The following is a 19,327-nucleotide window of genomic DNA, read 5'->3' on the forward strand; positions in this document are numbered from 1 at the left end:
AGAAATCTCGCAATGGTTAGAATTGCAGTTGCAGGAGCAGCCGGCCGCATGGGCCGCAATTTGGTTAAAGCAACCCAGCTAAACCCAGAGTCTCAATTAGGCGCGGGTTCTGAACGTCCTGAATCATCGCTTGTTGGTGTCGACATTGGTGAATTATGTGGCGAAGGGAAGCTAGACATTGTCCTAACTGATAACCTAGCCAAAGCCGTTGATCACTTCGACGTCATTATCGATTTCACTTCCCCTGCCAGCACATTGGCAAACCTAGAGCTATGTAAAGCTCATGGGAAAAGCATTGTGATTGGTACGACAGGTTTTACTGACCAAGAGCGTCAGCTTATTGATGAAATGGCGAAAGCAGTACCCGTCGTGATGGCACCTAACTATTCTGTTGGTGTTAACCTAGTTTTCAAACTGTTAGAAAAAGCGGCCAAGGTGATGGGGGACTACTGCGATGTAGAAATCGTCGAAGCACACCACCGTCATAAAGTGGATGCGCCATCTGGTACAGCGATTGGTATGGGTGAGGCGATTGCGGGAGCAATGGGTAATAAGCTCAGCGATGTCGCCGTCTATGCTCGCGAGGGTATTACAGGTGAACGTACTAAAGATGAAATTGGTTTTGCCACTATTCGCGCTGGTGATATCGTCGGTGAGCATACCGCGATGTTTGCCGACATTGGTGAGCGTGTCGAAATCACTCACAAAGCGACGGACCGTATGACCTTTGCAAACGGCGCGGTAAAAGCGGCGGTGTGGTTAAATAATAAACAGTCAGGCTTCTATACTATGACTGATGTGCTTGGATTAAACGATATTTAGTCATCAAATTGCACATTGAGGGTATGAACTCTTCTCTCATTCTAAAATAAATAATTATGCGTCAGCCAAGGCTGGCGCTTTCTTTATCTAGCGATCAATGCTCCTCGCTTTAATCTCATTTCACTGTCGAAAAATCATTACTTTTATTGTCTCATAACTAGCTTATGCTGATTAAATTGGGTTAAAGGCTTAAAAAAGTAGCTTATCTTTCTTGCGTAACGTTTGCTTTCGTTCATTTACTTTGTTAGTCAATTTTATGCGGCGTTTTTGGGGTGAATTGAAAAATGTTGGCAAAATCACACTAACAATGCGCGATAAAGTTATTATTTTAGCTAGTTTGGCTTCATTTCTTGTGAATCTTTCTAAAACTGCATTTTATTTTATTATCAATGTTGACACTGGTCACAACCATCTTTAGAATTACGCCAATTTGTCTGTAATACCAAAAAACGCGTTTTTATTGCGAAATGGAAGGCAAAGTTGCAAATTAATTTATTATTTATGCATTTTTATTCTGGAGGTTGTCTTGAGTAAATTAGCACTGTTAGTCCTAGAAGATGGGACAGTGTTCCGCGGAGTGTCCATTGGTTCGGATGGTATTTCCGTTGGTGAAGTCGTTTTTAATACCTCGATGACGGGGTACCAAGAAATCCTCACTGATCCTTCCTATTCCCAGCAAATCGTTACTCTTACTTATCCTCACATTGGCAATACCGGAACCACTTCCGAAGACGAAGAATCCTCTTCAATCCACGCTCAAGGCCTTGTGATTCGCGATCTCCCTCTTATCGCTTCTAACTTCCGTAACGAACAGTCCCTTTCTGATTACCTCAAATCGCAAAATATCGTCGGCATCGCTGATATTGATACCCGTAAGCTCACTCGTATTCTGCGTGAAAAAGGCGCACAAAATGGTTGTATCGTTGCAGGTAACAACCTAGACGAAGCGTTGGCGCTGGCAAAAGCGAAAGAATTCCCTGGCTTGAAAGGTATGGACCTTGCGAAAGAAGTTACAACACAAGAAGCGTATCAATGGAAACAAGGTTCGTGGACGCTCGAGGGTGGTCTTCCAGAAGCGAAAGATGACAGCGAGTTGCCATACCACGTTGTGGCTTACGACTTCGGCGCCAAGCGCAATATCCTACGAATGTTGGTTGACCGCGGCTGCCGCCTAACAGTGGTTCCTGCTGAAACATCAGCAGAGGAAGTGTTAGCACTGAATCCAGATGGCGTTTTCCTTTCAAATGGCCCTGGCGACCCAGCTCCATGTACTTACGCGATTGAAGCAACCAAAGTATTCCTAGAGAAAGGTTTACCAATTTTCGGTATCTGTCTTGGTCACCAAATTCTTGCGCTAGCGTCTGGAGCACAAACAGTAAAAATGAAGTTTGGCCACCATGGTGCTAACCACCCAGTTAAAGACCTAGACCGTAACGTTGTAATGATTACGTCGCAGAACCACGGTTTTGCTGCTGATGAAAATACGTTACCAGCTAATTTACGTGCTACTCACGTATCGCTATTTGATGGCTCGCTGCAAGGTATCCACCGCACAGATAAGCCAGCATTTAGCTTCCAAGGTCACCCTGAAGCGAGCCCAGGCCCACATGATGCGGCACCGCTTTTTGACCACTTTATCGAACTAATTAAAAAACACAGCGCTTAATTCGGAGTAGTAGATAATGCCAAAACGTACTGACATTCAAAGTATTCTTATTCTAGGTGCTGGTCCGATCGTTATCGGTCAGGCATGTGAGTTTGACTACTCTGGCGCACAAGCATGTAAAGCACTGCGTGAAGAAGGTTACCGAGTTATCCTTGTGAACTCGAACCCTGCGACTATCATGACGGACCCAGAGATGGCGGATGCCACTTACATTGAGCCAATTCAATGGGAAGTGGTACGCAAGATCATTGAGAAAGAGCGTCCAGATGCAGTACTGCCAACCATGGGTGGTCAGACAGCTCTAAACTGTGCTTTAGACCTTGAGAAGCATGGTGTTTTAGCTGAGTTCGGCGTAGAGATGATCGGTGCGACGGCTGACGCGATTGATAAAGCGGAAGACCGTTCTCGTTTCGACAAAGCCATGAAGTCTATCGGTCTTGAGTGTCCGCGTGCAGATACAGCGAAAACCATGGAAGAAGCCTATAAAGTGCTCGATATGGTTGGCTTCCCATGTATCATCCGTCCGTCATTTACCATGGGTGGTACTGGTGGTGGTATCGCTTACAACAAAGAAGAATTTGAAGAAATCTGTCGCCGTGGTTTGGACTTGTCGCCAACGAATGAGCTATTGATTGATGAATCTTTGATCGGTTGGAAAGAGTACGAGATGGAAGTGGTTCGCGATAAGGCGGACAACTGTATCATCGTATGTTCAATCGAGAACTTCGACCCAATGGGTATCCACACTGGTGACTCAATTACCGTGGCGCCTGCGCAGACGCTAACCGATAAAGAGTACCAGTTGATGCGTAATGCATCGCTAGCGGTACTACGTGAAATCGGTGTAGAAACTGGTGGTTCAAACGTACAGTTTGGTATTAACCCGAAAGATGGCCGTATGGTTATCATCGAGATGAACCCACGTGTATCTCGTTCATCTGCGCTTGCATCAAAAGCAACAGGTTTCCCAATCGCGAAGATTGCAGCGAAACTGGCGGTGGGCTTTACGCTAGATGAGCTACAAAACGACATCACAGGTGGTGCGACGCCAGCGTCATTCGAACCGACTATCGACTACGTTGTGACTAAGATTCCTCGCTTTAACTTCGAGAAATTTGCCGGTGCAAACGACCGTCTAACCACACAGATGAAGTCGGTGGGTGAAGTTATGGCGATTGGTCGTAACCAGCAGGAATCACTACAAAAAGCACTACGTGGCTTAGAAGTAGGTGCCAATGGTTTCGATGAAATGGTTGACCTAGATTCACCAGATGCACTGACTAAAATCCGTCATGAGCTGAAAGAAGCGGGCGCTGAGCGTATTTGGTATATCGCTGATGCATTCCGTGCGGGCATGTCAGTAGATGGCGTGTTCAACTTGACCCAAATTGACCGCTGGTTCCTTGTGCAAATTGAAGAGCTAGTGAAACTGGAAGAGCAAGTGAAAGCGGGCGGTTTTGCTGGCTTAACGGAAGCGGTTCTACGTCAGATGAAACGCAAAGGCTTTGCTGATGCGCGTCTATCTAAACTGCTTGGTGTGTCGGAAAGCGAAATTCGTCGCCTACGTGACCAGTTTGGCATCCACCCTGTGTACAAACGCGTTGATACTTGCGCAGCAGAGTTCTCATCAGATACTGCATACATGTACTCATCTTACGATGAAGAGTGTGAAGCAAACCCAAGCGACAAAGAGAAGATCATGGTATTGGGCGGTGGTCCAAACCGTATCGGTCAAGGTATCGAGTTCGATTACTGCTGTGTACACGCATCACTAGCACTGCGTGAAGACGGTTATGAAACCATTATGGTTAACTGTAACCCAGAGACAGTATCAACTGACTACGATACATCAGACCGTCTATATTTCGAGCCAGTAACGCTTGAAGATGTGCTTTCAATCGTACGCGTTGAAAAGCCAAAAGGTGTGATTGTTCAGTACGGTGGTCAAACGCCTCTGAAACTGGCACGTGCACTAGAAGCGGCAGGTGTGCCAATTATCGGTACTAGCCCAGATGCTATCGACCGTGCGGAAGACCGTGAGCGTTTCCAAGCTGCAGTAGAGCGTTTAGGTCTACTACAACCAGAAAACGCAACAGTAACGACGATGGAACAAGCGGTTGAGAAGTCGAAAGAAATTGGTTTCCCACTGGTGGTACGTCCTTCCTACGTACTGGGTGGTCGTGCGATGGAAATCGTCTACGATGAAGCGGACCTGCGTCGCTACTTCAATGAAGCGGTAAGCGTATCGAACGAATCGCCAGTCCTACTTGACCGTTTCCTAGATGACGCAACAGAAGTGGATATCGATGCTATCTGTGACGGCGAGCGCGTCGTGATTGGCGGCATCATGGAGCACATTGAGCAGGCAGGTGTTCACTCTGGTGACTCAGCATGTTCGCTACCGGCATACACGCTAAGCCAAGAGATCCAAGACAAGATGCGTGAGCAAGTTGAGAAGCTCGCATTTGAATTGGGTGTACGTGGTCTAATGAACACGCAGTTCGCAGTGAAAGACAACGAAGTTTACCTCATCGAAGTTAACCCTCGCGCTGCACGTACGGTTCCATTCGTATCAAAAGCAACCGGCGCACCACTAGCGAAAATCGCTGCACGTGTAATGGCGGGTCAATCTCTTGAGTCGCAAGGCTTTACTAAAGAGATTATTCCACCTTACTACTCAGTGAAAGAAGTGGTACTACCGTTCAACAAATTCCCTGGCGTTGACCCACTATTGGGCCCTGAAATGCGCTCTACGGGTGAAGTTATGGGTGTGGGTGCAACGTTTGCTGAAGCATACGCGAAAGCAGAACTAGGTTGTGGCAGTGTTTACCCTGAAGGTGGTCGTGCGCTGCTGTCAGTTCGTGAAGAAGACAAGCAACGTGTCGTTGACCTAGCGTCTAAGCTAGTTAAGCTGGGTTACCAACTTGATGCGACTCACGGTACTGCGGTTATTCTTGGTGAAGCGGGCATCAACCCTCGTCTAGTGAACAAGGTACATGAAGGTCGTCCTCATATTCTTGACCGCATCAAGAACAATGAATACACCTACATTGTTAACACGGCAGCAGGTCGCCAAGCGATTGAAGACTCTAAAGTACTTCGTCGTGGCGCACTCGCAGAGAAGGTGAACTACACTACAACGCTAAACGCAGCGTTTGCAACGTGTATGGCACACACTGCGGATGCGAAGAGCTCAGTAACATCAGTGCAAGAGCTACACGCTAAAGTAAAAGCTAGCCAAGCTTAACGAGTAAAAAAGATAATCAATAGCCCACTCAACTGAGTGGGCTTTTTTTTAACTTGATACCAGTAAGAGTGGTTCAGTAGCGATTCTAGTCGGCATTGAATTGTTGAAAATTAGGAATAGGTTGTAATCGAACCTTTCGCTAACTCGATTGAATAAGAAATGATAACGTTAGCTTCAGACAACAGACTTAGTGATTGAGCCATAAATGGAAATGACATTCGAAATTCTTGCGATGCTTGCGTTAGTTGCCACAGCGGCGGGCTTTATTGATGCGATGGCTGGTGGCGGCGGCTTATTAACGTTACCCGCGTTACTTGCAGCAGGCGTGCCTCCTACTCAAGCGCTCGCCACCAATAAATTGCAAAGCTCATTTGGTAGCTTTTCTGCCAGTTGGTATTTTGTGCGCAACGGCATTGTTAATCTAAAAGAAATGCGCTTAGCCATTGCTTGCACTTTTATTGGTTCAGCAATAGGTGCTGAAGCGGTGCAGTATATTGATGCGGGTGTACTAACTAGCTTAATCCCGCTCTTGTTGATTGCGATTTCACTCTACTTTTTGCTTGCCCCGACAACGAAGGCCGAACAGGGCGAGAGCAAGTTACCTGAAGCGGTATTCGCCCTTTGTGTTGGTGGTGGTGTCGGTTTTTATGACGGCTTTTTTGGCCCTGGTACCGGCTCCATTTTTACTGTCTGCTTTGTCGCGATCGCACAATATTCTCTGGTCGATGCGACAGCACGGACCAAAGTGCTGAACTTTACCTCCAACATTGCAGCATTGCTGTTTTTTATCTTGGCTGGTTTGCCAATTTGGGAACTGGGACTGGTCATGGCGGTCGGCGGATTTATTGGCGCGCAACTTGGCGCCCGCGTTGTGGTCACCAAAGGACAGCGTTGGATTCGACCTTTGGTTATCACTATGTCTATGCTGATGGCAAGTAAGCTGCTTTGGGAGCAGCATCAACAATGGTTGCTATCAATGTTTTAATGCGCTCATTGCGATAAGTTGAAGGACGTAGACAAATATTGATTGGTCGCGAAAGTGGTCGTAGCTGATCAAAATGATGACAGTGCTGCTGGCCGATCTGCAATGTTTTAATTACAGAAAGCGGAACTAAGGCAGGAGCAATACCGCTTAAGGCTAATTGTGCTGCGGCCATGTAAGAGTCCATTTGCATGATCGGAGTGACATTGAGCTGAGTTAGAATAGCGTATTGGTAAGTATTCGCTGGATTACTCAAATCATTCGTAATAATGGTTTCTGGGAGTGAGGTTAAACGCGGTTTGGATACGATGTAAAAAGGTTCATCAAACAGCGCAAAGGTCATCAACTGGTGTTGAGAGGGGAGGTAGCCCGCACAAATACCAATATGCGCTTTACCTGACTGCACATTCTCAACGATCCGCGGCGTATGGTTGGTTGTCAGCGTGATATAAGGCTCTTGGCTAAAATAGCCACCTAAAATGTCAGCTAGATATCCTGCCACTAACGTTTCTGAGCAATCGAGCCTAATCATGCTTGATTCAACCATGCTCTGCTGTTCGTAAATCAGCCCCCTGAGCTCATTAAATGTTGGGCCGATGTTTGCGATAAGATTAAGCGCATCATCAGTTAACTGGACATTTCTGCCATCGGGGACGATCAGTTTTTTACCCAACTTCTTTTCGAGGTTAGAAATCCGCTTGCTGACGGCTGACTGGCTAATATAGAGCAGGCTGCCTGCTCGACTCATGGTTTTGGCTTTGCTAAGCGTGATGAGCGTCTCGATGCCTTCCAGTAACATAACAATTAATGACAAAGTGGAATGATTGTATCAATCTAACCAAAGGATCTTCGCTTGTATACAAAAACGACACCCGTGGTGAGTGTCGTTTTTTGTTGCGGGCTCTTTTCATCGGCTTTGGCTCGATAAAAAGAAAAAAGCAGGCTTGCGCCTGCTTTTCGAATTTAGTGTCTAATTTTTAGTGCCGAGTGGCAGTTGAAATTATAGAGACTCAGTAAAAGTACGAGCGATAACGTCGCGTTGTTGCTCTGGAGTTAGAGAGTTAAAACGCACAGCGTAGCCTGATACACGGATAGTTAGCTGTGGGTAGTTCTCTGGGTGAGCAACTGCGTCTTCTAGAGTTTCACGACGTAGTACGTTTACGTTCAGGTGTTGGCCACCTTCGATTTTTGGTGCAGCTTCGATGGCAACTTCACGGCTTTCGTATTCACCTAGCTCGCTGATTGCAACAACTTGGTCCGCTTCGTAGCCAGCAGATGCAGCAACACAACGTGCTTCATTCTTTTCGCTGTCTAGTAGCCAGATTGAGTTTAGTAGATCGTCGTTAGCTGCTTTAGTAATTTGAATACCTTGAATCATCACTCTCTCCTATTCCACAATATAGTGGCTTTTATTGGTGTTAATTTTCAATTATTTGTTGAGCTAAGTATTATATAGCTAATATCCATTATAATAATATTGATTTAGGTCAAATTACAACTAAAAACCTTAATTTTTTGAAGGTGAATTTGTTGAGTTAAATCAATAAAGTCTTTAAAAACTGTCAATTACAAAATATTTTATAAATTAAAAAATAGTTAAATGGTTATTTTGTTGTAAATTTACTACAAAATACCGTTTTTGATGGTTATGAATTAAGCTAACTACCTGTATTTTGGTAGCCAAACTGAAAGAGTAAAGTGGTTAAATGACAATGAGATCAAAGTCACAAATTAAGTATATTGGTGCCCATGTTTCTGCGGCAGGTGGTGTCGATCAAGCACCACTCCGAGCACGTGAGATTGGAGCGAATGCATTTGCACTGTTTACTAAAAATCAGCGCCAGTGGGTGGCTAAGCCTTTAGAGCCAAAAACCATCAGTGCCTTCAAAGCGAATTGCAAAATGCTAGGGTTTTCCGCAGAGCAGATTTTGCCGCACGATTCCTACTTGATTAACTTAGGTGCACCAGAGGAAGAAAAGCTGGAGAAATCTCGTGCCGCATTTATTGATGAGATGGCGCGTTGTCAGCAACTGGGGTTAACCTTGCTTAACTTTCATCCGGGGAGTCACCTCAATAAGATCTCCGAGCAAGAATGCTTGAGCAAAATAGCAGAGTCGATCAACTTAGCGCATCAGGCGGTACCAAACGTTATCGCGGTGATAGAAAACACTGCAGGTCAAGGCTCGAACTTAGGATGGAAGTTTGAGCACCTTGCCGAGATCATCGAGCAGGTAGAAGACAAAAGTCGTGTTGGGGTGTGTATTGATACCTGTCACACGTTTGCTGCGGGATACGACCTCTCAACACCTGAAGCGTGTGAAGCGACCTTTGCAGAGTTTGACCGCATTGTTGGGATGCATTATTTGCGTGCAATGCACATCAATGATTCAAAGTCAGCCCTAGGGAGTCGCGTTGATAGACACCATGCACTGGGTAAAGGCGAGATTGGTTGGCACTGCTTTGAATACATCGCCAAGGACCCTCGTTTTAATGCTATCCCTCTGATATTAGAAACAATAGAGCCCGAACTTTGGCAACAAGAGATAGAGCAACTGCGAACTTTTCATCAGTTAGCGGTAAGTGAATAGGGCGCATTAGTCACGCGTCTGATTAAAGTGGCATCAATTTTTCATAGTAGCTTTAAACCTTAAAGGAGGCCGCTATGTATACAATGACTTTGCCAGCACGCTCTCAACTCGTGCGTCGACCGGTACCCAATCGTCATATTACTGGTCAGGGACACTTTCGAACGCCACAACGTAAGGTGTCCCGCTAATCACTGATAGTAAGGTTTTGTTCCGTCACTGCTTTTTTGCGACAATAGATGTCCTCATTTCAGTAGAAGGAACAAATCATGACCTCGACACTCACTTGGCATGACGTAATTGGTGATCAAAAGCAGCAAGACTACTTTCAACAAACGATGAACTATGTTGAACAAGAACGTGCGAACGGTAAGACGATCTTTCCTCCTACTGCTGATGTGTTCAATGCATTTAAAGCGACTGAGTTTAACCAAGTAAAAGTAGTCATTTTGGGACAAGACCCTTACCACGGTCCTAATCAGGCGCATGGTTTGTGCTTCTCTGTGCTGCCGGGGGTGAAAACGCCGCCGTCATTAGTCAATATGTACAAAGAGTTAGCGCAAGATATTGAAGGGTTTGAAATCCCTTCCCATGGTTATCTACAAAGTTGGGCTGAGCAGGGAGTTTTGCTACTCAATACTGTGCTAACCGTTGAACAGGGTAAAGCGCACTCTCATGCTAAGACTACGGGCTGGGAGACGTTTACCGATCATGTCATTGAGGCGATCAATCAGCATAACTCGGGAGTGGTGTTTTTGTTGTGGGGAGCACATGCCCAGAAAAAAGGCCGCTTTATTGATCGCAACAAGCACCATGTATTAGCAGCGCCTCACCCATCTCCGCTCTCTGCTCACCGTGGGTTTCTTGGCTGCAAACACTTTTCACAGACCAATCAACTATTGATGCAACAAAACTTGCAGCCGATCGATTGGAGGTTGCCATTAACCATTGGTTAATGGCGGCTTTAAGCGGACTAATTTGAGAGTGTTCAATAACTCTTGTCTATTTCTTGAACACTCTCGAAGCGTTGTCGCGGATTCTTTTATACACTTACAAAGAGTGTGTGTTTAAGGAGAGGCACGATGATGATTGAAAAAATCAGGCGCGAGCATGGGTACATGATACGATTATTGGCGATTCTGGCTGATAAAGTGGAGCGCTTGAAGCAAGAAATGCCAGTTAACTACAGCTTGATTAAGGAAGTCGTTGATTATCTATCAGAACATTCTGAAAACTCTCACCATCCGAAGGAAGATATTCTTTACCACTATTATCTAGAACACTACGGTGATAAAGATGAGATGGAGAACTTAGAGTTTGAGCACAAGCTGCTTGAGTGTAAAACACGTTCCTTTCAGAATACGGTTGAGATGATTTTGCAAGACGCCGTGGTTCCTCATCAAATCTTTATCGAGCAATTGGAAGAGTTTATGAAGGCGCAACGGGATCATTTGGAGTTTGAGGAACGGCAAATTCTACCGATGATCTGCGAGCGATTCTCGGTTCAAGACTGGCAAGAGGTCGAGTTGCAGTTTGCTAGTGATGACGATGACCCGGTATTTGGCCACACAATAGCAGAGCAATATGCCCAATTAGCCCAACGTGTGCGTGAGACAGACAGCGAGATTACATAAAACAAAAAAGAGGCATAACGCCTCTTTTTTTACAGTTCTAAATCATCAATGCTATCGAGCCCGATATCCATATCGCGCAATTCTTTTTCCAAACGGCGTCGATCATTAATCGCTTCAATTTCTCGCCATTTTCGTTTTACTGGTTTGTTTCTTGCTGAGCGCCCTTTAGAAAAATCCATCTCCATCATATCGTCAAAGTTTAAGCCATCCATATGCTACCTCTGTTCTATATTGTTATTTGCTGATTAATACCATTGAGGAAAAAGCCTATCTATGATTGATTTCTCATTTGTTGCGATTCAATGAATTTTTTGATTTTTTTGTGCTCTGGTTAGCTTTTTAAGGGTGACAAGAGGGTAAAAAATGAGCGATTAGCCGTGTCAATTTGTGCAAAATTAGCTATTTTTGATGTTAACCGCCTGTTCTAAACGGCTAGTTGCGCGGCGTGAAATGAATTGAAGGGCGCAGATTACCGAAAGTACGCCGCAGATAGAATTAATTTAGCTACACGAAGCCACTAACTACCAGATTTGACAAGGGGTTACACCCTATCGATAAACATATCTGTAGTACACGTTTGCTTTCGTCTGAATGTTGTTAAAACTTGGCGTTATTGTTTTTGTTTGGTAATTAACTTGCGCTTGCATGTGTTAATCGATGGTGAGTTTATAGTAAAAAATAACATATCAATGCATTTGGTTGCATATTGATTTTTGCTAGGCTTCCCTGCATTATCCGCTCCGTCAAAAAATACGTCGATACGTAAAAGGGAAGCATGAAGCGAGTTTTACATATCTCAGCTGTAAAAGAATAAATCATAAATACTGGGCATAACTTGACACTCAGTACGCAGCTAGATGGAAGGCAGGGACGCAAGGATTGGCGAAACTCACTTTGAGGATGTTATGACAGACTTAATTAATTTAATGAATGACCTGCTTTGGGGTTCTATTCTAGTTTATCTTTTGGTCGGTGTGGGCGTTTACTTTACTATCCGCCTTGGTTTTATTCAATTTCGCCATTTTGGCCACATGTTCTCAGTTCTAAAGAACAGTCGAAAAGCAGACAACGCTGGTATATCTTCTTTCCAAGCCCTTTGTACAAGTCTTGCTGCACGTGTTGGTACAGGTAATATGGCGGGCGTCGCAGTTGCTTTAACCGCTGGCGGTCCGGGTGCTATTTTCTGGATGTGGTTGATTGCCATGTTGGGTATGGCAACCGCTTTTGCAGAAAGCACACTAGCACAGCTATACAAAACCAAAGACGACGATGGCAACTATCGTGGTGGTCCAGCTTACTACATGGAAAAAGGTCTTGGCATGCGCTGGATGGGCGTATTGTTCTCGATTTTCCTAATTATTGCGTTTGGCTTGGTGTTCAACGCAGTACAAGCTAACTCGATCGCGAATGCGATGCATACCGCGTTCGGATGGGAAGATAAGTACGTTGGTATTGCGGTTGTGGTACTTTCTGCGGTGATTATTTTCGGCGGTATCAAGCGTATTGCTCGCGTGGCAGAACTTATTGTGCCAGTTATGGCATTGGCCTACCTTGTGCTTGCACTGTTTGTGATGTTCTCAAACATTGAGAAACTACCAGCAATCTTGACTTTGATTGTAAAGAGCGCGTTTGGTTTCCAAGAGGCTGCGGCTGGTGGTGTAGGTTATGCGATTGCACAAGCCATGATTAATGGTATCAAGCGCGGTCTATTCTCGAACGAAGCGGGTATGGGTTCTGCACCAAACGCAGCAGCATCCGCGACTCCGTATCCACCGCATCCTGCATCACAAGGTTATGTGCAAATGCTGGGTGTATTTATGGATACTATCGTGATTTGTTCAGCGACCGTAGCGATTATCCTGATGTCTGGCGAGTTTGTGCCAGGTGGCGCTGTAACAGGTATTGAACTGACACAGGCTGCATTGAGCTCACAAGTAGGTGAATGGGGCGGTATTTTTGTTGCCGTTGCGATCTTCTTCTTTGCTTTTACATCCATTATTGCCAACTACTCGTACGCAGAAACCAACTTATTGTTCCTAGAGCATAACCATAAAGCGGGTTTAGGACTTTTCCGTTTGGTTGTACTTGGTATGGTGATGTTCGGTGCACTCGCATCTTTGCCAGTGGTTTGGTCACTTGCAGACGTGTCGATGGGTTTGATGGCGATTGTTAACTTAGTCGCGATTATCTTATTGTCTGGTACGGTTATTAAACTGGCGAAAGACTACAACCGTCAGTTGAAAGAAGGCAAGTTACCAACGTTTGATGCCAACGATTACCCTGAGCTCAAGTCACAACTTGAAGAAGGTATTTGGGACAATCCAAAGAAAGATATCTAGTCATAGCTAAAAGCTATTGAACTAATCAATCAAGCCATGCAGACAATGCATGGCTTTTTTTGTACTCTATCTAACAAGTCAAACCCATATGTTGCATCTAGTTAGGGCGGTATATTTGGGTATAACAATAGTGAATATGGATAGAGTAAAGTTATGCTGATTGTTGTTTCTCCTGCCAAGACTCTTGATTATGAGTCGCCGCTTGCCACAGAAAAATATACCCAACCTGAGTTGATTGAATACTCTAAGCAGCTAATTGACGTATGCCGTCAGCTGACACCAGCCGATGTTGCTAGCCTGATGAAGGTAAGCGACAAGATTGCCGATCTTAACGTTGGACGTTTTCAAGAATGGAGTGAGACATTTACTCCTGAGAATTCACGTCAGGCGATTTTGGCGTTTAAAGGTGATGTCTACACAGGACTTGAAGCGGAAACATTAACCGACGATGATTTCGACTATGCACAACAGCACCTGCGTATGCTGTCTGGTTTGTATGGTTTACTGAAGCCGCTTGATTTGATGCAGCCATACCGCTTGGAAATGGGCACTAAATTGGCGAATGATAAGGGCAGCAACCTCTATCAGTTTTGGGGCAATACGATTACCGACAAGCTTAACCAAGCGATTTCAGCGCAAGGTGACAATGTGTTGGTCAACCTTGCGTCCAATGAGTACTTTAAAGCAGTTAAACCTAAATCTCTTGATGCTCAAGTGATTACGCCAATCTTTAAAGATTGTAAGAATGGTCAGTACAAGGTAATTAGCTTTTATGCCAAAAAAGCGCGCGGCATGATGGCACGTTATATCATCGAAAACCGCATCAGTAGTGTTGCCGAGCTCACTAAGTTTGATGTGGCGGGTTACTACTTTGTTGAGGAAGAATCTTCGCCGACAGAGTTGGTGTTTAAGCGCGAAGAGCAGTGATCATGTGAGACGAGAGGGGTTGATATGTGGCAGTGGTTCAAACGTTTGATTACTCGATATGATGCGTGGTGTCATTCAATGGGATTAACCCCTGAGCATAAGCGAAGCTGCGTACCTTATCGCTCTGACTCGTCATCAGAGACTGAAGATAAAGAGCAAAAACAAAGGGAGTGATGCATCACTCCCTTTTTCAATATTCGTCTTTACGCTTACTCGCGCTCTTTACTGTAAGGGACACCAATCGCCTTCGGTGCAATAGCCTTACCGATAAAGCCCGCTAGTAAGAATACCGTTAGAATATATGGTATTGCTTCGATAGCTTGTACAGGGATTGGGAAGTCACCAATAGTGACACCTTGCATGCGAATCGCTAGAGCATCAAGGAAACCGAACAGCAGACATGCCCCCATGGCGGTGAACGGACGCCACTTACCAAAGATCAAAGCTGCCAGCGCCATATAGCCTTTACCGGCACTCATGTTAGGGATGAACTGCGCAGTTTGAGCCACTGACAGATAAACCCCACCGATACCAACCAAGATGCCACAGATAATTACCGCAGAGTAACGCACTTTGGCCACAGAAATACCTGCAGTGTCGACCGCTGATGGTGACTCACCTACCGCGCGTAAACGCAAACCAAAGCGTGTCTTAAATAACAAGTACCAAGTAGCGGGAACAATTGCGATGAGTAGGTACACCAGAATCGAGTGACCACTGATCAACTCCGAATAAAGCAAACCAATCACAGGAACATCAGCTAGTGCATCAGCGCCAGGCAAGGTAATCGGAGCGAAGCGAGCATCGCCAGACAAGGCTGGTGTTTGACCACCTTGATTAAACCAGTGGCGACCTAGGGTAATGGTTAAACCTGTCGCTAGGATATTGATTGCCATACCACTGACGACTTGATCACCACGGTGTGTGATCGAGGCAAAGCCGTGAAGCAATGACAGTAGTATCGAGATACCGATGCCCGCGCCAAGCCCTAACCATGCCGAGCCAGTCACGTGGGCCGTTGCGGCGCCGGTGAAAGCCGCGGCAAGCAGCTTACCTTCTAATGCAATGTTAACGATACCTGCACGTTCACAGAACATCCCCGCAAGGGCTGCCAGAATAAGAGGAGTCGCAACACGCAGTGTTGCATCCAACATTAAGATAATGGTTTCAAACACGCTTAGGCTCCTTGCTCAGTTGGTTGCTGGTGTTTCTTAGCCGCAAACTTGAGGTATGCACGTTCTAAGTGAGGTCTAAACATATGTTCTAAGGCGCCAGAGAAGAGAATCACCAAACCTTGCAACACAACAACGATGTTACGGTCAACGCCGTACTCAAAACTTAGCTCCGCACCACCTTGGTAGAGGAAACCAAACAGCAAACTCGCTAGTAAAACGCCAATTGGGTGATTACGCCCCATTAACGCGACAGCGATACCGGTAAAACCAAAGCCTTCAACGAAGTTGAGCTTGATTTGGTGCAGTTCCCCTTGCAGTACGTTGAGGCCAAAAAAACCTGCCAACATACCAGAGATCACCATGGTCAGCACAATCACTTTGACGTACTTAATGCCCGCATAGCCAGCTGCGGTAGGGTTGGCTCCGACCGCTCGGATTTCGTAACCCCAGCGAGAGTTCCACATTAGCAACCAAACAAATACACAGCAGAGTAAAGCGAAGATAAAGCTTAAGTTAAGTGGACTTGGCGCAGTTTCAATACCGAATACCGCCAAGATTTCGTGCATCTTCGGCAGCCAACTACTTGCAGCAAACACTCGGCTTTCTGTCGCCATGGTGTTCTCTGGTTTTAAAATATCCACCAGTAAGTAGGCCATAAGTGAAGAGGCGATAAAGTTAAACATGATGGTTGTGATTACGATGTGTGAACCGCGTTTTGCTTGCAGATAAGCAGGGATAAAAGCCCATGCCGCACCAAAAGCACCACCAACAATGAGCGCGACAGGGAAGACAACCCACCAAGGAGCGACTTCACCTAGCGTCAGACAGATAAGACCGATGCCTAAACCACCAATATACGCTTGCCCTTCACCACCAATGTTAAATAGACCAGCATGGAAGGCAACGGCAACTGCAAGGCCGGTAAAGACAAAACCAGTGGCATAGTACAAGGTATAACCGAGACCTTCGGCATAGCCAAAAGCGCCGGTCCACATAACTTTTGCCGCATCGACTGGGTTGATATCAATGTAGATAAATAGCAATGCAGAAACTAAAAACGCCACCAACACATTAATTGCAGGCAGTAGCGCCATGGTTACCCAAGCAGGTACTTTTGCTTGACTCATTATTGCGCTCCTTGCGTTTCAGGTTGCTGAAGATGCTCAGGCAGAATGTTTGCCATCATCAAACCAAGGGTTTTTTCATCGGCTTGTGAAGCCGCGACTTCGCCAACGATGGTGCCATCAAATACTACTAGGATGCGATCTGCGAGTGCGAGAATTTCATCTAATTCGACTGAAACCAATAACACCGCTTTGTTGGCATCGCGTGCGGCAATGACCTGTTGATGGATATACTCAATCGCGCCGATGTCGACCCCACGAGTTGGTTGTCCAATAAGAATGACATCTGGATCTTGCTCCATCTCACGAGCGATCACGAGTTTCTGTTGGTTGCCACCTGAGAAGTTGGCGGTTTTCAACGATGGATCATTTGGGCGTACGTCCCACTTATCCATGCTGGTTTGACATGCTTTTTCAATCGCATTCTTATCTTGTAGGAAGCCTTGGTTATATTGACTTAAATGTTGGTGACCCAAGATAAAGGCTTCTTTGGCTGAAAACTTATTGATCAACCCTTGCTTGTGTCGATCTTCTGGGATGTGACTAACACCGATCGCTCGTACTTGTTGAGGGTCGAGTGGGGTAGCTGCGGTTAGCTCGCTGCCGTTAAGCAGGATAGAACCTGAACTTGGTGTGATAATCCCGGACAGCAGACTCAGGATCTCTGATTGGCCATTACCGGAAACACCAGCAATACCGACAACTTCTCCCTGGCGTACCGAGAAGCTGACCTTTTTCACGCGTTCGACACCAGAGTGGTCGAAGTATTGTAGATCTTTAACCGTGATCAGCTCTTTTTTAGGATCTGCAGGTTGCTTATCGACCTTTAGGCGTACTTTACGTCCGACCATCAGTTCGGCTAGTTGCTCTTTATTCGTTTCTGCGGTAACAACATGTGACACCATTGCACCTTGACGCATGACCGAGATGTTATCGGTAATCGCAAGTACTTCACGCAGTTTGTGCGTGATGATCATGATCGTCGTACCTTGTTCGCGCAGTTTATCAAGGATACGGAAAAGGTGATCCGCTTCTTGTGGGGTGAGTACTCCTGTTGGCTCATCGAGGATCAGTATCTTTGCACCGCGGTAAAGCGCTTTCAGTATTTCTACTCGTTGCTGCAGACCAACCGGTAGTTGACCAACAGGCGTGTCTAACGGTACATCGAGTCCGTAATCTTTCGCCAATGCTTCAAGCTTTTGACGAGCTTTAGATAGGGTGTCGTCTAGCTTCCAGCCTTCTTCCGCCCCTAAGATAATATTTTCTAATACTGAAAATGTATCAACCAACATAAAGTGTTGGTGCACCATTCCAATCCCGGCACGAATAGCATCTTGAGAGTTATTTGGTTTATATGGAGCGCCATTGACTGACATTGAGCCAGAATCAGCGTGATAGAAGCCGTAAATAATACTCATCAGAGTCGATTTGCCCGCGCCGTTCTCGCCAATAATGCCATGGATAGTTCCAGCAGGGACTTTCAAATCGATTTCACGGTTTGCATGTACTGAACCAAATCGCTTGTCGATACGATTGAGTTCTATCGCAATAGTTTGTGTCACAGGATAAAGCCTTTTTAGATAACAGTACGCCGCTACTACGTCAGCAGCGGCGTTTATCGTATTGCTAGGCTGACCTCAATGAGGACCAGCTTTAAGCGTTACAAATCGGTTTAGATGTCACATGAGTTGTTAGACATGTAATCATGGACAGCAACTTTACCGCTCACGATGTCTGCTTGGATTTGCTCTAGGTAAGCACGGTCTTCAGCAGAAACGAGATCTTTGTTGTAATCATCGTATGCCCACTCTACGGCACCTTCTTTAAGACCGAGAACTTTAACGCCTGGTGTCCAAGTCCCTTTTTCTGCTTGATCCCAAGAGTTGTACGCTGCAACACCCACTTTCTTAACCATTGACGTTAGCATCGTGCCTGGTTGTAGGTGGTTTTGGTTAGAGTCAACACCGATAGCGAACTTGCCGGCATCTTTCGCTGCCTGGTAAACGCCCATGCCTGTACCGCCTGCTGCAGCGTAAATAACGTCAACACCTTTAGAGAACTGAGATTTAGCCAACTCAGAGCCTTTTGCTGGATCGGCAAATGCAGCTGGCGTAGAACCAGTCATGTTTAGGAATGTCTCAACATTAGGGTTTGCATAATGTGCACCTTGACGGTAACCACACTCAAACTTACGAATTAGAGGGATATCCATACCGCCAACAAAACCGACTTTGCCCGTTGCTGATGCTCGAGCTGCCAGTGCGCCAACTAAGAAAGAACCTTCGTGCTCTTTGAACACGATAGATTGCACGTTTGGCTTATCAACTACAGAGTCGATGATGGTGAATTGAATATCTGGGTACTCGGTTGCCACTTTCTCAACGGCAGATGACATGTTGAAGCCAACCGCGACGATTGGTGTGAAACCACGACTTGCAAGACGACGTAGACCTTGTTCGCGTTGCGCTTCGTTTTGCGGTTCAAACTCACGTACAGTGACGCCTTTGTCGGCGTTGAAAACTTTCACACCGTTTTGGAAAACCGCTTCATTAAATGATTTATCAAACTTGCCGGCTGTATCATAAACAACAGCGGGCTTAGCTGCGAAAACACTGAATGACGACATAGCAAGTGCTAGAGTAGAGAGTTTCAGAATTGGGTTTTTCACTATCAGATCCTTAGTAGTGCAAATTCGATATGAAAGTAGCTGCTCTCTGTTTTCACAATTAACCAACAATTATGAAATCAATGTTTCGCTACATAGAGTAAATAGGGTCAACTTTGTGTCCATTGGACAAAGGGCGAGGCGATAACAGCTCCGACCAT

17 protein-coding genes are annotated in these 19,327 nt (G+C 45.6%); 10 read left to right on the top strand and 7 right to left on the bottom strand.

Annotation, left to right across the window (positions count from 1 at the left end):
- Positions 1 to 12: 12 nt before the first annotated feature.
- The 4 genes from dapB to GZK95_RS02790 all read left to right on the top strand — a co-directional run bounded on the left by dapB (position 13) and on the right by GZK95_RS02790 (position 6,720).
- On the top strand, positions 13 to 822 hold the full coding sequence (gene dapB, locus GZK95_RS02775; protein ID WP_075713649.1) for a 4-hydroxy-tetrahydrodipicolinate reductase: 810 nt from the start codon (positions 13 to 15) through the stop codon (positions 820 to 822).
- Between the two features lie 526 nt (positions 823 to 1,348).
- Entirely contained in the window at positions 1,349 to 2,488 is a 1,140-nt protein-coding gene (gene carA / locus GZK95_RS02780; RefSeq protein ID WP_075709939.1) for a glutamine-hydrolyzing carbamoyl-phosphate synthase small subunit, read from the top strand.
- A 16-nt stretch (positions 2,489 to 2,504) separates the two neighbouring features.
- Positions 2,505 to 5,735, top strand: coding sequence for a carbamoyl-phosphate synthase large subunit (carB, locus tag GZK95_RS02785; protein WP_075709941.1), 3,231 nt, complete (start codon positions 2,505 to 2,507; stop codon positions 5,733 to 5,735).
- Positions 5,736 to 5,940: 205 nt separating this feature from the next.
- Complete coding sequence (locus tag GZK95_RS02790; protein ID WP_075709943.1) at positions 5,941 to 6,720, top strand: TSUP family transporter; 780 nt, start codon at positions 5,941 to 5,943, stop codon at positions 6,718 to 6,720.
- On the opposite strand, the gene GZK95_RS02795 is transcribed toward GZK95_RS02790, so the two are convergent.
- The gene (locus GZK95_RS02795) at positions 6,656 to 7,516 is read right to left on the bottom strand and encodes a LysR family transcriptional regulator (protein ID WP_075713647.1); all 861 of its coding nucleotides are present in this window, start codon (positions 7,514 to 7,516) and stop codon (positions 6,656 to 6,658) included. The two genes, GZK95_RS02790 and GZK95_RS02795, sit on opposite strands and share 65 nt — an antisense overlap.
- A gap of 201 nt (positions 7,517 to 7,717) precedes the next feature.
- A complete protein-coding gene (gene grcA / locus GZK95_RS02800; protein WP_075709947.1) occupies positions 7,718 to 8,095 on the bottom strand; it encodes an autonomous glycyl radical cofactor GrcA in 378 nt (125 codons plus the stop codon).
- A gap of 328 nt (positions 8,096 to 8,423) precedes the next feature.
- Between grcA and nfo the strand changes: the two genes are divergently transcribed.
- The 3 genes from nfo to GZK95_RS02815 all read left to right on the top strand — a co-directional run bounded on the left by nfo (position 8,424) and on the right by GZK95_RS02815 (position 10,936).
- Entirely contained in the window at positions 8,424 to 9,305 is an 882-nt protein-coding gene (nfo, locus tag GZK95_RS02805) for a deoxyribonuclease IV (protein ID WP_075715317.1), read from the top strand.
- A 266-nt stretch (positions 9,306 to 9,571) separates the two neighbouring features.
- The gene (ung, locus tag GZK95_RS02810; RefSeq protein ID WP_075709951.1) at positions 9,572 to 10,258 is read left to right on the top strand and encodes a uracil-DNA glycosylase; all 687 of its coding nucleotides are present in this window, start codon (positions 9,572 to 9,574) and stop codon (positions 10,256 to 10,258) included.
- A gap of 126 nt (positions 10,259 to 10,384) precedes the next feature.
- Positions 10,385 to 10,936 (top strand): hemerythrin domain-containing protein, encoded by a 552-nt coding sequence (locus tag GZK95_RS02815; protein ID WP_075709953.1) that lies wholly within the window; start codon positions 10,385 to 10,387, stop codon positions 10,934 to 10,936.
- A gap of 29 nt (positions 10,937 to 10,965) precedes the next feature.
- On the opposite strand, the gene GZK95_RS02820 is transcribed toward GZK95_RS02815, so the two are convergent.
- Positions 10,966 to 11,148 carry a DUF3545 family protein gene (locus GZK95_RS02820; protein ID WP_075709955.1) on the bottom strand — a complete coding sequence of 61 codons (183 nt, stop codon included), beginning with the start codon at positions 11,146 to 11,148 and terminating at the stop codon, positions 10,966 to 10,968.
- A 693-nt stretch (positions 11,149 to 11,841) separates the two neighbouring features.
- On the opposite strand from GZK95_RS02820, the gene GZK95_RS02825 reads away from it, so the two are divergent.
- The 3 genes from GZK95_RS02825 to GZK95_RS02835 all read left to right on the top strand — a co-directional run bounded on the left by GZK95_RS02825 (position 11,842) and on the right by GZK95_RS02835 (position 14,376).
- Positions 11,842 to 13,275, top strand: coding sequence for an alanine/glycine:cation symporter family protein (locus tag GZK95_RS02825; protein WP_075709957.1), 1,434 nt, complete (start codon positions 11,842 to 11,844; stop codon positions 13,273 to 13,275).
- Between the two features lie 153 nt (positions 13,276 to 13,428).
- Positions 13,429 to 14,202: a peroxide stress protein YaaA gene (gene yaaA, locus GZK95_RS02830; protein WP_075709959.1), complete on the top strand. Its 774-nt coding sequence runs from the start codon at positions 13,429 to 13,431 to the stop codon at positions 14,200 to 14,202.
- 24 nt (positions 14,203 to 14,226) lie between these two features.
- A complete protein-coding gene (locus tag GZK95_RS02835) occupies positions 14,227 to 14,376 on the top strand; it encodes a DUF5363 family protein (protein ID WP_161987192.1) in 150 nt (49 codons plus the stop codon).
- Between the two features lie 35 nt (positions 14,377 to 14,411).
- On the opposite strand, the gene GZK95_RS02840 is transcribed toward GZK95_RS02835, so the two are convergent.
- From GZK95_RS02840 to GZK95_RS02855, 4 genes are all read right to left on the bottom strand, one after another.
- Positions 14,412 to 15,377 (bottom strand): ABC transporter permease, encoded by a 966-nt coding sequence (locus GZK95_RS02840; protein ID WP_075709961.1) that lies wholly within the window; start codon positions 15,375 to 15,377, stop codon positions 14,412 to 14,414.
- A 2-nt stretch (positions 15,378 to 15,379) separates the two neighbouring features.
- On the bottom strand, positions 15,380 to 16,504 hold the full coding sequence (locus GZK95_RS02845) for an ABC transporter permease (RefSeq protein WP_075709963.1): 1,125 nt from the start codon (positions 16,502 to 16,504) through the stop codon (positions 15,380 to 15,382).
- Positions 16,504 to 18,063, bottom strand: a complete 1,560-nt coding sequence (locus GZK95_RS02850; protein ID WP_075709965.1) for an ABC transporter ATP-binding protein — start codon at positions 18,061 to 18,063, stop codon at positions 16,504 to 16,506. The genes GZK95_RS02845 and GZK95_RS02850 overlap by 1 nt, the downstream gene beginning before the upstream one ends.
- A gap of 110 nt (positions 18,064 to 18,173) precedes the next feature.
- Complete coding sequence (locus tag GZK95_RS02855; protein WP_225624003.1) at positions 18,174 to 19,169, bottom strand: BMP family lipoprotein; 996 nt, start codon at positions 19,167 to 19,169, stop codon at positions 18,174 to 18,176.
- Between the last annotated feature and the right edge of the window lie 158 nt (positions 19,170 to 19,327).

Origin of the sequence: Vibrio panuliri, from assembly GCF_009938205.1 — a bacterium.
Taxonomy (GTDB): domain Bacteria; phylum Pseudomonadota; class Gammaproteobacteria; order Enterobacterales; family Vibrionaceae; genus Vibrio; species Vibrio panuliri.

What these genes read in the sequence shown, in the direction of transcription:
- grcA (WP_075709947.1), bottom strand. Translation starts at nt 8,095, where the DNA reads ATGATTCAAGGTATTCAAATTACTAAAGCAGCTAACGACGATCTACTA.
- carB (WP_075709941.1), top strand. Translation starts at nt 2,505, where the DNA reads ATGCCAAAACGTACTGACATTCAAAGTATTCTTATTCTAGGTGCTGGT.
- yaaA (WP_075709959.1), top strand. Translation starts at nt 13,429, where the DNA reads ATGCTGATTGTTGTTTCTCCTGCCAAGACTCTTGATTATGAGTCGCCG.
- GZK95_RS02825 (WP_075709957.1), top strand. Translation starts at nt 11,842, where the DNA reads ATGACAGACTTAATTAATTTAATGAATGACCTGCTTTGGGGTTCTATT.
- nfo (WP_075715317.1), top strand. Translation starts at nt 8,424, where the DNA reads ATGACAATGAGATCAAAGTCACAAATTAAGTATATTGGTGCCCATGTT.
- GZK95_RS02820 (WP_075709955.1), bottom strand. Translation starts at nt 11,148, where the DNA reads ATGGATGGCTTAAACTTTGACGATATGATGGAGATGGATTTTTCTAAA.
- ung (WP_075709951.1), top strand. Translation starts at nt 9,572, where the DNA reads ATGACCTCGACACTCACTTGGCATGACGTAATTGGTGATCAAAAGCAG.
- GZK95_RS02795 (WP_075713647.1), bottom strand. Translation starts at nt 7,516, where the DNA reads ATGTTACTGGAAGGCATCGAGACGCTCATCACGCTTAGCAAAGCCAAA.
- dapB (WP_075713649.1), top strand. Translation starts at nt 13, where the DNA reads ATGGTTAGAATTGCAGTTGCAGGAGCAGCCGGCCGCATGGGCCGCAAT.
- GZK95_RS02845 (WP_075709963.1), bottom strand. Translation starts at nt 16,504, where the DNA reads ATGAGTCAAGCAAAAGTACCTGCTTGGGTAACCATGGCGCTACTGCCT.
- GZK95_RS02790 (WP_075709943.1), top strand. Translation starts at nt 5,941, where the DNA reads ATGGAAATGACATTCGAAATTCTTGCGATGCTTGCGTTAGTTGCCACA.
- GZK95_RS02835 (WP_161987192.1), top strand. Translation starts at nt 14,227, where the DNA reads ATGTGGCAGTGGTTCAAACGTTTGATTACTCGATATGATGCGTGGTGT.
- GZK95_RS02815 (WP_075709953.1), top strand. Translation starts at nt 10,385, where the DNA reads ATGATGATTGAAAAAATCAGGCGCGAGCATGGGTACATGATACGATTA.